Genomic DNA, 13,165 nt, shown 5'->3' on the forward strand with positions numbered 1-13,165 from the left:
GGCGCTATGACAATCAGTCTTGGTGTGATTGAAACGATAGGGCTGACTGCGGCAATTCACGCCGCAGATGCAGCCTGTAAAGCGGCTGGGGTTTCTCTGACCGGCTACCGCAAAGTCGGCTCTGGTCTGGTTTCTATTTACTTACAGGGGGAAATCAGCGCAGTTAAAGTGGCGGTCGATAGCGGGGTTAAAGCGATAGTAAACCAAACCGATGTAACGGCCGCGATCGTGATGGCCCGGCCAGATCCCAGTGTGTTGGCAATGCTGGAAAACGCCGGTGGTTGTGTCACCGAAGCGGAGTCTCTGAGCAGTAGCGTGACGCCGGAAACTGACCTACCGGGGGAGGACGTTCTTATCCAAATGCCGGAGGCCCAAGCAGCCGAACATCTGGCGCAGATGGCTCAGGAGGCCGGCACTCAGAATGCCGAATTCCAGGGGCAGGCGAGTAAGGAGCCTTTGGATGCCAGCAAGGTGGATACCGTAGAAGCGGTCAAGATGGCTTCTCCTGTATCGGCATTGGCTTCAACTCACGCGAAAGTGACCACCAGCCGTTCAACTTCCACTCGGCAGAAAAAAAGTGCGGGCCAGGTTAGTTCACGGGGAGGCAAGTCATGATCAACGCAGCGTTGATGACGCAAATTGAACAGCGTTTAACGGTATTACCACAGCGCTGGTCAGCAGGGCAGATAGCAACGGAGGTTGGTATTCCGACTGGTGTGTCAAATCGCCATGTTCATTTGTCTCAGACGGATATCGAGGCCTTGTTTGGCCTGGGCTATCAGCTGACCCCGCTCAAGTCCCTGCGTCAGCCGGGACAGTTTGCGGCCAAAGAGTGCGTGATGGTGGTTGGTCCTAAAGGTTCGATAAGTAAAGTGCGGGTGTTGGGCCCCGCCAGAGCTGAAACGCAATTGGAAGTCTCAAAGGCGGACTGCTACGCCCTGGGGATCAAAGCGCCGGTTCGTGAATCCGGTGACCTTTACCAGTCAGCGGATGCCTTACTGGTTGGCCCGGCAGGGTACGCTAATCTTCAGTCCAAGGTGATTTGTGCTCAGCGTCATATCCATATGTCGCCGCAGGATGCGCGGCAATTGGGCGTACAGCATGGCCAGAAGGTGAAAGTGCGGGCCGGTGAGCAGTGTGGTCTGGTGTTCGAGCAGGTTGTGGTACGGGTGAATGAGCGCTTTGCCCTCGAATTTCATATTGATACCGATGAAGCCAACGCCGCCGGGATTCGGTCGGGGGATCCTGTTTATCTGGTCGGTTAGAAGGAATCGCGGATGGATGAGCAACAACTTCGGGTCTTGGTTGACCGCATATTGGCCGAGCAGCGTGCTCGCACGTTAATGATAGTCACACCGGCAACGGGCTATCGTTCGGAAATCGCCGCCCGTCTCCGCCAGTGGGAAAGCATCCGATGGGAAATCCTTGCCTGCGAGGGGACGGAAGAGGAGTTGGTGGTGCTGGACGGAATAGGACAGCCTGTCCAGTGGGACGGTAAGTTACCGACAGAGTGGCTAGATCGCTTTGACCAGATTGTGATGCCGTTTCTCGATTTTGCCACCTTGGCGGAAATCAGCCTGGGTGTGTATCACAGCCCGGCCAGCCAGCTTTGTCAGTATGCCCTGATGAAGGGGATTCCGGTCTTTGCTTTTGATTACCAATGCAATCCGGCCAGTGAGTTGAATCAGTTAGTGGGACTGGATCGTAGCCAAGCCATGGCGGCACGGGTTGTGTCTCAGCTGGCTCAAGTCAGGGCCTTGGGAATGATTACCGGCACTCTCTCACAGGTCGAGGCGGCTATTAACGGCAAAGACGTGGCAGAGTCCGAGTCGTCTGAACTCAGTAAACCTAGCGGGTATATCACCCTCAGTGACGTGAAAAAACGTGGCGTGGGGACGTTTACGCTTCAGGATAATCTTACCGATCTGGCAGCAGAATACCTGAGAGAACAACAACAATCGTAATTTTTAAATCCAAACGTTAGACAATTTTATTACTTAAATTTAGGAGCTTCCTATGTCTGAATCGATAAAAAAATGGCTATGGATGGTGCTGGTCATTGCATCTGAAACCTCAGCCACCTCAACCCTGAAAATGTTTGATACCAGTGAGGGATTTACTAAAACTGCCCTGCTTGCGGTCATTGTCCTGCTGTACATCGTGTGTTACTACGCGCTGTCCCAAGCGGTGAAATATTTGCCGGTGGGTCTGGCTTATGCGACTTGGTCCGGTACCGGTATTTTGCTGGTTTCGACACTGGGGATGCTGTTCTACGGTCAGCACCCTGACATGGCCGCTATGATCGGGATGACTATCATTGCCAGCGGCATCATCATTATGAACTTATTCTCGAAAATGGGCGAAGAAGAAGCGGAAGACACGCAACGGGTTGTCGCGGATAAAGAAGGAGAAGCACAATGTTAAATGCAGGCGTACTATGGTTGGCACTGTCAATTTGCTCAGAAATTACAGGCACTTCTTTTATCAAAAAAACCAATAACTTCCGTAAACTTGCACCATCACTGTTGGTGATCAGTGCTTACAGTATCTGTTATTTTGCTCTGACAAAAGCCATGGGATACATTCCTGTTGGAATCGCCTATTCACTGTGGTGTGGTTTCGGGATTATTGGTGTGACCATTTTCTCTATGGTGCTTTATAAGCAAAAACCGGATTTCCCTGCGATTATTTCAATGGGCTTAATCATTACCGGCGCAGTGATCATGAACATGTTTTCTCAGATGTAGTGATAGTTGCCATAAAATAAAAGCTCGAAAAGCCAGCGCTCGTCGCTGGCTTTTTTGTGGTTTTGTTTTCCGCGGCCTTGCAGCAACCCGCCTAATATCAGGATTGCCAGATGTGGCGGGGGAAGGTTTGTCCGGCAATAGAGAGGCAAATCACGGCAGGAGAGCGACTTGCTTGCTAGTCTGAGTAGGACAAGCAGCATTTAAGCTACGTTGTAGAGGGGGCGCCTATGAATACTTTATTAACCGTAACACTGGCGGGTGAAGATCACCCTCAACTGATCAATACCCTGGCCGCGAAAACCCATGAGCTGGGGGGCAAGTGGCTGGTCAGCAAAATAAACCGCCTCGACAATCAGGTCGTCGGTATTCTGAAAATTGACTTGCCGACAGAGGCGGTGCCTGCACTCAAGCAAGCCTTTGCTTCTCAGTCGACGCTGGATGTGCGAGTGATAGAGGCGTTAACGGCACAGGCGCAGATCAAAACGGATCATGTGATGATGAAAGTGGAGTCGGCGGATCGTCCGGGTCTTGTTCATGATCTGACGCATATTCTCGATAACATCGGGATCGGTATTGTGAAAATGGAAAACCACCGAATCGGGGTACAGGATATCGGGAAAACGTTGTTCTTTGCCGAGTTACATCTCGATGTGCCAGTTGATATTGATACCGAGCAACTGGTGGAAGCACTGCAGCAGGTGGAAGAGGGCATGCGAGTCAGCATCCTAGAGAATGCCTGATGCCGAAATAGACAGCGGCGTGAGACAGGTCTGAAGACCAAAAATACACAAAGAGCCTGATTATTCAGGCTCTTTGTGTTTGTGATAGGACTGATATTTTTACATCTCAGCGGTGAGTGACGGGTGAGTACTAACAGACTCGTTATATGGAGTGTGCGCCGCTAAAACTCTTTGTTGATTGCGGTCAGACACGCCAGCAGATGCTGACGGTCAGTATCACTCAGTTTCGCCGTCAGATCCTGGGTCAGGCTCAGGTGCAGCTGGTCATGCTCCTGATAAAGCGCTTCGCCTTCTGCGGTCAGAACGACCAGAATCGAGCGACGGTCAGATTCATGAGGACGCCGCTCAATCAGCCCCATCTTGACCATTTTGTCGACCTGAACAGTCAGTGTTCCGGTCGTGACCCCCAGCTTGTCAGCCAGCTCTTTCATCCGCATGGCACCGTGGACACCCAGAATCTCAACCACATGCACCTGCGGCAGGGAAAACCCTTTGCCACGCACGACCGATTGCTCCCAGGAAGAGAGCTTTTCATAAAACTCGATGATGGTGTGGTTTAACTGTTCAATGTCTTTCATTCGTATCCCGTACCTCAGTGTGGCTCCCGACACTGGTTTACCTCAATGGTGAGGTGGCTGATTTTATCGAATTCTGTCAGTAATTGCTTGTATTCCTGAGCAGGTTTCGGGTGTTGGGTAACCAGCGAAATCACAGCAGCATAATGATCGGCGCTGACTTTCCAGATATGCAGATCGCAGACCTGGTTATCGTCGGCCGCTTCAAGGGTATCAATCATGCGCTGCTGATAATGGGGATCGATGCTGTTGTCGAGCAAGATAGGGCTGGTTTGTTTGATCAGCCCGAACGCCCAGCGTGAAATAATCAGTGCACCGACGATCCCCATGACGGAATCGAGCCAGTTCAGGCCGAGGTATTTACCCAGAACCAGCGCGATGATGGCGAGTACCGAAGTCAGTGCATCGGCCAGAACATGAAAGTAGGCCGCCCGCAGGTTGTGATCTTCATGCTCATGCCCATGTTCAAGGTGATGATGGTGAGAGTGTGTATGGCCATGAGGGTGATCGGCGTCATGAAGAAGGAAGGCACAGACCACATTCACGATCAATCCGATGACGGCCACCAGGATCGCTTCGTTAAAATGGATTTGTGCGGGGCTGAACAGGCGGTGCGTAGACTCAACCAGCATGATCAAAGCCACAATGCCCAGCGCAATTGCACTGCTGAAACCGCCTAGCACACTGACTTTGCCGGTACCAAACGAAAAAACCGGGTTGTCGGCATGCTTGCGGGCATAGCGATAGGCAAACAGTGTAATCAGAAAAGCGGCAGCATGCGTCCCCATATGCCAGCCATCCGCCAGCAGTGCCATGGAGCCGTAAAAAGTCCCGGCAAGGATTTCCGCGATCATGGTGACGAGGGTAAGGAGAAAAACCCAGAATGTTCGTTTTTCACCCAAAATATTGTTTTCTGCAAAATCATGGCGGTGTTGCCAGGATGAGAGATCGGTGCGGTGCATGCTTGGATACCTGCTCTTCAATGAAAAAGAAAATGGCGCACTCGAATAAGTATAGTGGTTTGAGTGCAATATAGTTTGAATGTCAAAGTATATTGGTTTTATTTATTTTGACTGTCAAATATTTTGGTTTACAAAGGGATTGGGATGTTAAGTACATTGTGTTTCTGAGGGGGATCGTGAGGTACGCTTTTTAAGGGAAAAATGCGGCGATAAATTAAAAAAAATGGCGGGATAACGAAGGGAAAAGGGCGGAATTCCGCCCTTTGATTTTGGGATGAGTACTCCTGAACCCGGAGGTTCTGCATATGCTCAATATGCGGATTATTCGCTACAGCAATTGCATGGTTGTGATGCAAGTGCGGCTGTTGGCATCGGTACTCAATACTTCCGATGTCGTCTTTCCTTTGTATGTAAAAGTGAACTGGTAGCGATGGTCTTTTGGCAGCCAGAAATCAATGAATCCGTCTTTCTGTGTACGCACCATGCCGGACTGAATCACTTCCTGAGTCTCGGCATTGGTGATTTTGACCATCATGGCTTTTTCCACCATTTCGCCCTGACAACCGGTCGGGACGTGGAAAGTACAGCCGTGGGTGACGTCTTCATATGGCGCGACAGAAAGCAGGAACTGGTCGCCGGTTGGAATTGTGGCGCTGGACTGGTCGGCAAAACTGGCTTCAATCCGGTCGGGATAAACTTTGACGCTGGCTTCACCGGTATGGTGCCACTGGTGAGAGGCTTCCAGTGCGTCTTCGGCAGACAGCTGGCGAAACGTGTCGGCTTGTGTCTCGGCATAGGCCTGAGGGGCAGACAGTGACAGCAGGGTAGCGACGATCAGTGGGTAACGGGATACGAGGTTCATGTGTGACTCCCTGATTATTTCAACACGGTATTACGTTTCATACCGGCTTCCGAATGGCCGGGAATGTTGCAGGAGAACTCAACAAAGCGCTCTCCCATGAAATTCCAGCCCATCTCGGCGCTTTCTCCCGGAGCCAGCGTGACTGTGGTGCCGTCATGGTGTTCCATATTGGGCATTTCTCGCATCATGTCACGGTGTTTGGCCTGCTCATCAAGGCTGCCGATGGAAAACTCATGCGGGATTTTACCTTCATTTTTAACCATGAAATTCACCACATCGCCCTGTTTCAATGACAGCGCTGGCTCAAAGCGCATTTTCATGTCATCGGTCAGGATGACCTGATAAGTTTTGCTTGCCTGAGCCGCTGGTGCAGGCATACCGACGGATGAGGCCATCTGACCATGGCCTGCCATATCGTGACCAGCCATGCCATGATCACTCATGCCGTTCATGTTGCTCATATCATGATGGCCACCAGCGGCCAACGCATTACCGGCTGCCAGAAGAAAGGCCAGAGAAAGCAGTTTTGTTGATGTCATGGTAACTCCTTTACCCGGCACACCGTGCCGGGGAATGATGGGATGAATTAAGGATTAAGTTTGTAGTGATAGCTCTTCCAGAGCTTGAAAACGGCAGGCAGCACAACCAGCGTCAACAGCAGGGCTGATGACATTCCGCCGATCATCGGTGCGGCAATCCGCTGCATGACTTCCGATCCGGTACCTGACCCGTACATGATTGGGATCAGACCGATGATGACGGTGGCAACGGTCATCATTACAGGGCGTACCCGTAACCCGGCACCTTCGCGAATGGCGCGTACCAGCAGGCGCTGGGTGAGCGGTTCCTGTGACTGTTCCGCCTGGTGCTGATGGGTGTGCCAGGCCTGGTTGAGGTACACCAGCATGATCACGCCGATTTCGACGGCAACCCCGGCCAGGGCGATAAAGCCGACCCCGACGGCAATCGAGAAGTTGTAGCCGAGCAGGTGCATCAGCCAGATCCCGCCGACCATGGCGAGCGGCAACGTCCCCATGATGATGAGCACTTCGCCGACCCGACGGAAACTCAGGTACAGCAGCACCATAATGATGGCCAGCGTTGCCGGCACGACGACAATCAGCCGGGCTTTGGCGCGCTCCATGTATTCATACTGACCGGACCAGACTAGCGAGTATCCGGGTGGCAAGGCCAGTTGTTCGGCCACCGCCTGCTGCGCTTCCTGCACATAAGAGCCCAAATCCCGGCCGTCAATGTCGATGAATACCCAGCCGTTCGGACGGGCATTCTCGGTCTTGATCATTGGCGGGCCGTCTTCAAAGCGGATGTCCGCGACATCGGCCAGGGCAATGCGCGCCCCGTTCGGCGTCACCAGTGGCAGGTTTTGCAGTTTCACCAGCGAGTCGCGGTAATGTTGCGGGTAGCGCACGTTAATTGGGTAGCGCTCCAGCCCTTCAATGGTTTCACCGATATTCATGCCACCCACGGCGGTACTGATGACCTGCTGAATATCCTGAATACTCAGACCGTAGCGCGCGGCTTCCCGGCGTTTGATATCCATGGTGATGTAACGTCCGCCAGCCACCCGTTCGGCGTAGACCGATGCTGTCCCCGGTACCGGTTTGAGCAGGGTTTCCAGCTGCGTGCCTATTTTCTCAATCTCCTTGAGATCCGGCCCGGCAATCTTGATTCCGATGGGGGTCTTAATACCGGTGGCCAGCATGTCGATCCGGGTTTTGATAGGCATCACCCAGGCATTCGTCAGGCCCGGGAACTGGATCAAGGCATCAAGTTCGCGGCGTAGGCTTTCGGTGGTGACTCCCTCCCGCCATTCTTCCCGTGGTTTGAGCTGAATAATGGTCTCAATCATGGTCAGCGGTGCTGGGTCGGTGGCGGTGTCCGCACGGCCGATTTTGCCCCACACGGTGTTGACTTCCGGAATGGTTTTGATCAGCTTATCGGTCTGCTGGAGCAGTTCGCGTGCTTTCCCGATGGAGATGCCCGGGTAGGTGGTCGGCATATACATCAGATCGCCCTCATCCAGTGGTGGGATGAACTCGCTGCCCATGCGCTGAAGCGGGTAGAGCGCCGAGGCCATGAGGGCCAGAGCCAGGATGATGACGGTTTTCGGATAGGCCAGGCTGATGTTCAGCAGCGGCCGGTACAGGGCGATCACCAGACGGTTCACCGGGTTTTTGTGCTCCGGCAAAATGTTGCCCCGGATCAGGTAACCCATCAGTACCGGCACCAGGGTAATCGCCAGCCCGGCCGCCGCGGCCATGGCATAGGTTTTGGTGAACGCCAGTGGCGAGAACATCTTGCCTTCCTGACCTTCCAGCGCGAACACCGGCACGAAGCTCAGGGTGATGATGATCAGCGAGAAGAACAGCGGCGCACCGACTTCCTCTGCGGCTTTACCGATCACCTGCCAGCGGTTCTCATCGGTCAGCGGGGTACGTTCGATATGCTTGTGGACGTTCTCAATCATCACGATGGCGCCGTCAACCATGGCGCCAATCGCAATGGCAATGCCGCCCAGCGACATGATGTTGGCGTTAATGCCTTGCCAGTGCATGATGATAAAGGCCGATAAAATGCCAATCGGCAGACTGATCATCACAACCAGTGACGAGCGGAAGTGGAACAGGAACAGGGCGCACACCACGGCGACCACAATGAACTCTTCCAGCAGCTTGTCGTATAGGTTGTCGACCGCCCGATCAATCAGCCCGGCGCGGTCATAGGTCGGCACAATCTCAACCCCGTCAGGCAGGCTGCGCTGCAGGGTTTCCAGCTTGGCTTTGACATTGCCGATGACCTCGCGGGCATTTTCGCCGAATCGCATCACCACAACGCCGCCGACGGCTTCCCCTTCGCCGTTGAATTCAGAAATGCCGCGGCGCATTTGCGGACCGGTGTTGATGGTGGCGACATCGCCCAGCAGCAGCGGTGTGCCCTTATCGGTAACGCTCAGCGGCAGGTTGTTCAGATCGTCGATACCGGAAATATAGCCGGTGGCCCGCACCATGTGTTCCGCTTCTGCCAGCTCCACCACCGAGGCTCCGGCTTCCTGATTACCGGCCTGAATCGCTTTGTTTACTTGTTGCAGAGTCAGGTTATAGGCACGCAGCTTGGCCGGATCAATTTGAATCTGGTACTGCTTGACCATGCCGCCGACGGTGGCAATTTCAGACACGCCATTGACGGTTTGCAGCTCATATTTCAGAAACCAGTCCTGCAGGCTGCGCAGCTCGCTCAGGTCGTGCTGGCCGGTGCGATCAACCAGCACATAGCTGTAAATCCAGCCCACCCCGGTGGCATCCGGACCCAGCGTCGGTTTGGCACTCGGCGGCAGCTTGGGCGCCACCTGACTGAGGTACTCCAGCACCCGTGAACGGGCCCAGTACAGGTCGGTGTCATCGTTAAAGATGATGTAAACGTAGGAATCCCCGAAGAAGGAATAACCGCGTACGGTGTCAGCCCCCGGTACCGCGAGCATGGCGGTGGTCAGCGGGTAGGTCACCTGATCTTCCACTACCTGCGGTGCCTGGCCCGGATAGCTGGTTTTGATGATCACCTGAACATCCGACAGATCCGGGATGGCGTCGATCGGGGTCTGCCTGACACTGAACAATCCGGCGGCCACCAGAAAGGCTGTAGCAATCAGCACCAGAAAGCGGTTTTTGATTGACCAACGGATGATTGCTCCAATCATTGCTCACCTGCCTTGGTGGCCGGCACCATCTTGCTGTGATCCATCTTGCTGTGATCCATCTGACGATGAGCCGCGTCTGCCGCGACTACATCGCTGACGGTGTATTGGCCATCCGGTTGCTGGTGGATCAGAAACCGGATGCGCAAACCGCCAATCAGGGCACTGAGATCGGTATCCTCGCTGGCAGTGAAATCCATGGTCATGGCCGGCCAGTCCCATTCCGGAACAGCGTCGTGTTCAATGGTCACCATGTTGTGGGCAGCCATGACGTGACGAACCACACCGGTGACGGTGACTGATGTCGGCGGTTCACCGGCGGATGACGTTTCTATCCGGCCCAGATCGGCGCTCTGGCTGGATTCGGAATCCAGCAGGAACTGGGCGGATGTCACGATATGGTCGTTGGCTTGCAGTCCGGCCAGCACTTCCACCATACCGCCGGCACTGCGCCCGGTCTCGATGCGCACGGAGCGGTATTTCCCGTCACCAGCCGCCAGAACGACCCGGCTCATATTCCCGGCGCGGATCACTGCCTGCTCAGGCACCACTATCACCGCCTCGGGACTGTTGGGACGCAGTTGCAGGTTGGCAAACATGTTCGGCTTCAGCTCGCCGCTTTTATTTGGAAATTTGAGACGTACACGCAAGGTACGGGTTTTGGGATCCAGAATCGGGTAGATGTAATCAACCTCTCCCAGCCATGGTTTCCCCGGCAGGGCATCCACGGACATCTCCGCCGCAGTGCCGGGTGTGATCCACTGCGCCTGGCGTTCGAACACTTCGGCATCGACCCAGACGGTGTCGAGGTTCCCGCCTGTAATCACAGTTTGTTGCGGTGACAGGTACGCCCCGTTGCGGACATTAAGCGTCGCGATAACGCCATCGGCCGGCGCCTTGACCGCAATATGCTGTTTGGCACTGCTACGCCGCAGCACCTCATCGATTTGTGCATTATCGACGCCCAGAGAGCGCAGACGATCTTTGGCTCCCCGGACCAGTACGGCTTTGCCCAGACGTTGCGCATTCAACAGTTCTTCCTGCGCGCGCACCAGATCGGGAGAGTAGAGTTCAAACAGGATCTCACCCTTGCGCACGCGTTCCCCAATCGCATTGACGTTCAGGGTCTGGATCCAGCCGCTGACCCGGCTGTTGATCTGCCATAACTGGCTTTCGTCAAAGGCGATATACCCGACCGTGTCAATGTTCGGCACCAGTGCCTGTACCTGAACCGCAGCCGTTTTGACCCCGAGGTTGTTTTCAACCGCGGGCGTAATCGTCACTGTGCCGGCAGGATCCTGCTTGTCACCCGCCAAATCCTCGGCATACACCGGGATCAAATCCATCCCCATGGGGGATTTGCCCGGCTTATCCCGTTTGTAATTCGGATCCATCGGAGCCACCCAATACAGGGGCTCGTTGCTGGCCGCGGCAGACGCTTCACTGGTCGGCTCGGTCGTTGTCGTGGCGATGAGATACCCCAGCGCGCCACCGATGGCCAGTGCCAGCACGGCGACAGAAAATGTTTTGTTCATGTTGTCCCTTAATATTGATTCAGCAAATACGCCAGATTGTTATTGGCCTGGTTGAGATCGGCCTCAAGACGCGCTTGTTCGAGTTCGAGCGCCAGCTCATCGCTGGCCGCTCGGATGTATTCGTCTAGCTGGCTGGTGTTGTTCTGGTAACCGCGCTCCACCGCGCGGGTTTTCTCTCTGGCTTGCTTGAGCAGGGTGCGCTGATAGCGGGCCAGGCGTTGCTGAATATGGCTGCGGTCTGCGTCGGTCGCGGCGGCTTGCGCCTGCATTTGCTGGATAAGCAGATCGCGCTGGGTACGCGCGGCGCCAACCTGATGCTGAGCCGCGGCCAGTTTCTTGTCCTGACGTTTTTCCGTAAACAGCGGCAGATCCATGGTCAGATAAGCACTGACCAGATCCGGAGCCGGCGAGCCGTCCATGCGATCGGCCTGACGGTAGGCGTACATCACTTCCACACCGAACTGGGGCTGGTAGGCTTCACGGGCGATATCGACGCCGGTTTCGGAGGTTTTGATCAGGGCATCACGCACCTGCACCGCCGGGTGCGACGCCAGCGTTGAGACATGATTGGCCGGTTGGGTGGTGAGGTACTGGGTCAGGGTCTGCCATTGCGGATAGGAGGTGACCACTAACGATGCAGACTGGCTACCTAACCATTCTGACAGCTGCGCCCGCCAGCGCTGCTGCAGTTGTTGGTTAGCCTGCAATTGTTCGTCAATGCGGCTGATTTGCAGCTCGGCCTGAATAATGTCCTGAGCCTGATTGGCACCCAACCCGTAGTTGGTTTCAAGGTAGCTCAATAACTCGCGAAACAATGACTGGTTTTGCACCATCAGCGTACGGGTCTGGTTCAGATAGGCCAGCTCAATCCAGGCGTTGGTCACAGCTTTGGTGATATCCAGCTTGCGAATATCGGCCTGCTGGCGTACACCGCTTGCCTGTTGTTCACTCTGCTTTTGTTGCAGAGTCTGGGTGTCGCCGCGGCCAAATTCCTGCATCAGCCCGACGGAAATGTTGGTCATCGGGTCTTCATCAAACGCAAAACTGTCGACAGGCAGACCACCCACGCCCAGTTTGAGCTTCGGATCCATCAACTGGCTGCTGGCGATCCCCATTTCGCTGATGGCATCAGCCTGATAGTGAAATTGCTGCTGGCCCGGATCGTGGTCAATGGCCCACTGAATCAGAGTCGTTAAATCAGGCTGAGCATATGGCTGCAGCTCAGGGGATGAAGAAATCGGCATGGATGCGGCGTGCGCCAGGGCTGGGTATGCCTGGTTGAGCATCATAAGCATCAATGCCATGCCCAACGGCTGGGCAAGGTAATGTTTTGACATAAAAATTCACTTGAACGAAGTTAGTACTGACTGACGGCCTGCAAATGGCGATCAGTTGTCATCGTTGACATATGCCCCGGAAAAAGGGCGCAGTGCGTTCAGTGAATAGGCGGGCGTAGCGGGTTTTCCGCGCGCGAGACAGGCTGCAGTGTCGTCAGCACAGGACGGACACTGTCAGGATAGAGAGTGCTTGGCTCAGAATTCAGAACAATGATGACCGAGGACTGGCAGTGACGGCTGTCACAGCTGCTGCAATCGGAAAACATATCGGAAGAGGTGCAGTTGTCGGCGGCTTCGGCCCCACTGCCGCAGTGCTGACAATCTGGATTCGGGGTATCGGGTGTGGCATGAACCATCGAGGCGCTGTTCTGGCCTGAGTGATGTCCGGTATGTGGAGCAGGCGACGCCGCGTTAGCCGGATTTTCACCGTGCAACCCAGAGCCGTGTATTGATGGATCGTGCTTTGTCATGTCGCCATGCATCATGCTCATGCTGGCGTCAGTCATCGTCATGCCGTCGTTTTTCATTGCCACGGTAGCATTCGCCATTGTGGTCGCGTGCGAAAAAGACATGCCCATAGCCGGACCGGTGATCAGACTGACCACCAGTAGCAGGGTAAAAGCTGTCAATTTGTACGGGGCACGCAAAAACGTCATGTCACAACCGATTGAAAGCGAGAACGGCAACAGCGTTCA

At 54.6% G+C, this 13,165-nt stretch carries 14 protein-coding genes; 6 read left to right on the plus strand and 8 right to left on the minus strand.

Features of this window, described 5'->3' with window-relative positions; all coding sequences use genetic code 11:
• Positions 1-6: 6 nt before the first annotated feature.
• From C9I92_RS10935 to C9I92_RS10960, 6 genes are all read left to right on the plus strand, one after another.
• On the plus strand, positions 7-615 hold the full coding sequence (locus C9I92_RS10935) for a BMC domain-containing protein (RefSeq protein WP_053061957.1): 609 nt from the start codon (positions 7-9) through the stop codon (positions 613-615).
• Positions 612-1,265, plus strand: coding sequence for a phosphate propanoyltransferase (locus C9I92_RS10940; RefSeq protein ID WP_047887817.1), 654 nt, complete (start codon positions 612-614; stop codon positions 1,263-1,265). The genes C9I92_RS10935 and C9I92_RS10940 overlap by 4 nt, the downstream gene beginning before the upstream one ends.
• A gap of 12 nt (positions 1,266-1,277) precedes the next feature.
• Positions 1,278-1,964 (plus strand): hypothetical protein, encoded by a 687-nt coding sequence (locus C9I92_RS10945; RefSeq protein ID WP_047887816.1) that lies wholly within the window; start codon positions 1,278-1,280, stop codon positions 1,962-1,964.
• A 52-nt stretch (positions 1,965-2,016) separates the two neighbouring features.
• Positions 2,017-2,424, plus strand: a complete 408-nt coding sequence (locus tag C9I92_RS10950) for a DMT family transporter (protein ID WP_047887815.1) — start codon at positions 2,017-2,019, stop codon at positions 2,422-2,424.
• Positions 2,418-2,747 carry a DMT family transporter gene (locus C9I92_RS10955; RefSeq protein ID WP_047887814.1) on the plus strand — a complete coding sequence of 110 codons (330 nt, stop codon included), beginning with the start codon at positions 2,418-2,420 and terminating at the stop codon, positions 2,745-2,747. The genes C9I92_RS10950 and C9I92_RS10955 overlap by 7 nt, the downstream gene beginning before the upstream one ends.
• A gap of 227 nt (positions 2,748-2,974) precedes the next feature.
• Positions 2,975-3,487 carry a glycine cleavage system transcriptional repressor gene (locus tag C9I92_RS10960; protein ID WP_047887813.1) on the plus strand — a complete coding sequence of 171 codons (513 nt, stop codon included), beginning with the start codon at positions 2,975-2,977 and terminating at the stop codon, positions 3,485-3,487.
• A gap of 161 nt (positions 3,488-3,648) precedes the next feature.
• Here the strand turns inward: C9I92_RS10960 and C9I92_RS10965 are convergent, their stop codons facing one another.
• The 8 genes from C9I92_RS10965 to C9I92_RS11000 form a co-directional block, all read right to left on the minus strand.
• Positions 3,649-4,065, minus strand: coding sequence for a MarR family winged helix-turn-helix transcriptional regulator (locus C9I92_RS10965; protein WP_047887812.1), 417 nt, complete (start codon positions 4,063-4,065; stop codon positions 3,649-3,651).
• A 14-nt stretch (positions 4,066-4,079) separates the two neighbouring features.
• The gene (dmeF, locus tag C9I92_RS10970; RefSeq protein WP_047887811.1) at positions 4,080-5,024 is read right to left on the minus strand and encodes a CDF family Co(II)/Ni(II) efflux transporter DmeF; all 945 of its coding nucleotides are present in this window, start codon (positions 5,022-5,024) and stop codon (positions 4,080-4,082) included.
• Between the two features lie 328 nt (positions 5,025-5,352).
• The gene (locus C9I92_RS10975) at positions 5,353-5,886 is read right to left on the minus strand and encodes a CueP family metal-binding protein (RefSeq protein WP_047887810.1); all 534 of its coding nucleotides are present in this window, start codon (positions 5,884-5,886) and stop codon (positions 5,353-5,355) included.
• 14 nt (positions 5,887-5,900) lie between these two features.
• Positions 5,901-6,425, minus strand: coding sequence for a cupredoxin domain-containing protein (locus C9I92_RS10980; RefSeq protein WP_047887809.1), 525 nt, complete (start codon positions 6,423-6,425; stop codon positions 5,901-5,903).
• A gap of 47 nt (positions 6,426-6,472) precedes the next feature.
• Positions 6,473-9,601 carry an efflux RND transporter permease subunit gene (locus C9I92_RS10985; protein ID WP_047887808.1) on the minus strand — a complete coding sequence of 1,043 codons (3,129 nt, stop codon included), beginning with the start codon at positions 9,599-9,601 and terminating at the stop codon, positions 6,473-6,475.
• Complete coding sequence (locus C9I92_RS10990) at positions 9,598-11,133, minus strand: efflux RND transporter periplasmic adaptor subunit (RefSeq protein ID WP_047887807.1); 1,536 nt, start codon at positions 11,131-11,133, stop codon at positions 9,598-9,600. Before C9I92_RS10990 ends, C9I92_RS10985 begins: the two co-directional genes overlap by 4 nt.
• Positions 11,134-11,141: 8 nt before the next feature.
• Positions 11,142-12,470, minus strand: coding sequence for a TolC family protein (locus C9I92_RS10995; RefSeq protein WP_107193851.1), 1,329 nt, complete (start codon positions 12,468-12,470; stop codon positions 11,142-11,144).
• A 98-nt stretch (positions 12,471-12,568) separates the two neighbouring features.
• Positions 12,569-13,126, minus strand: a complete 558-nt coding sequence (locus C9I92_RS11000) for a hypothetical protein (protein WP_047887806.1) — start codon at positions 13,124-13,126, stop codon at positions 12,569-12,571.
• Between the last annotated feature and the right edge of the window lie 39 nt (positions 13,127-13,165).

This window comes from Photobacterium ganghwense, from assembly GCF_003025595.1.
Taxonomy (GTDB): Bacteria; Pseudomonadota; Gammaproteobacteria; order Enterobacterales; family Vibrionaceae; genus Photobacterium; species Photobacterium ganghwense.

Coding starts and splice junctions, on each gene's coding strand:
- C9I92_RS10940 (WP_047887817.1), top strand. CDS start 612: ATGATCAACGCAGCGTTGATGACGCAAATTGAACAGCGTTTAACGGTA.
- C9I92_RS10985 (WP_047887808.1), bottom strand. CDS start 9,601: ATGATTGGAGCAATCATCCGTTGGTCAATCAAAAACCGCTTTCTGGTG.
- C9I92_RS10965 (WP_047887812.1), bottom strand. CDS start 4,065: ATGAAAGACATTGAACAGTTAAACCACACCATCATCGAGTTTTATGAA.
- C9I92_RS10995 (WP_107193851.1), bottom strand. CDS start 12,470: ATGTCAAAACATTACCTTGCCCAGCCGTTGGGCATGGCATTGATGCTT.
- C9I92_RS10945 (WP_047887816.1), top strand. CDS start 1,278: ATGGATGAGCAACAACTTCGGGTCTTGGTTGACCGCATATTGGCCGAG.
- C9I92_RS10990 (WP_047887807.1), bottom strand. CDS start 11,133: ATGAACAAAACATTTTCTGTCGCCGTGCTGGCACTGGCCATCGGTGGC.
- C9I92_RS10955 (WP_047887814.1), top strand. CDS start 2,418: ATGTTAAATGCAGGCGTACTATGGTTGGCACTGTCAATTTGCTCAGAA.
- dmeF (WP_047887811.1), bottom strand. CDS start 5,024: ATGCACCGCACCGATCTCTCATCCTGGCAACACCGCCATGATTTTGCA.
- C9I92_RS10950 (WP_047887815.1), top strand. CDS start 2,017: ATGTCTGAATCGATAAAAAAATGGCTATGGATGGTGCTGGTCATTGCA.
- C9I92_RS11000 (WP_047887806.1), bottom strand. CDS start 13,126: ATGACGTTTTTGCGTGCCCCGTACAAATTGACAGCTTTTACCCTGCTA.
- C9I92_RS10960 (WP_047887813.1), top strand. CDS start 2,975: ATGAATACTTTATTAACCGTAACACTGGCGGGTGAAGATCACCCTCAA.
- C9I92_RS10980 (WP_047887809.1), bottom strand. CDS start 6,425: ATGACATCAACAAAACTGCTTTCTCTGGCCTTTCTTCTGGCAGCCGGT.
- C9I92_RS10975 (WP_047887810.1), bottom strand. CDS start 5,886: ATGAACCTCGTATCCCGTTACCCACTGATCGTCGCTACCCTGCTGTCA.
- C9I92_RS10935 (WP_053061957.1), top strand. CDS start 7: ATGACAATCAGTCTTGGTGTGATTGAAACGATAGGGCTGACTGCGGCA.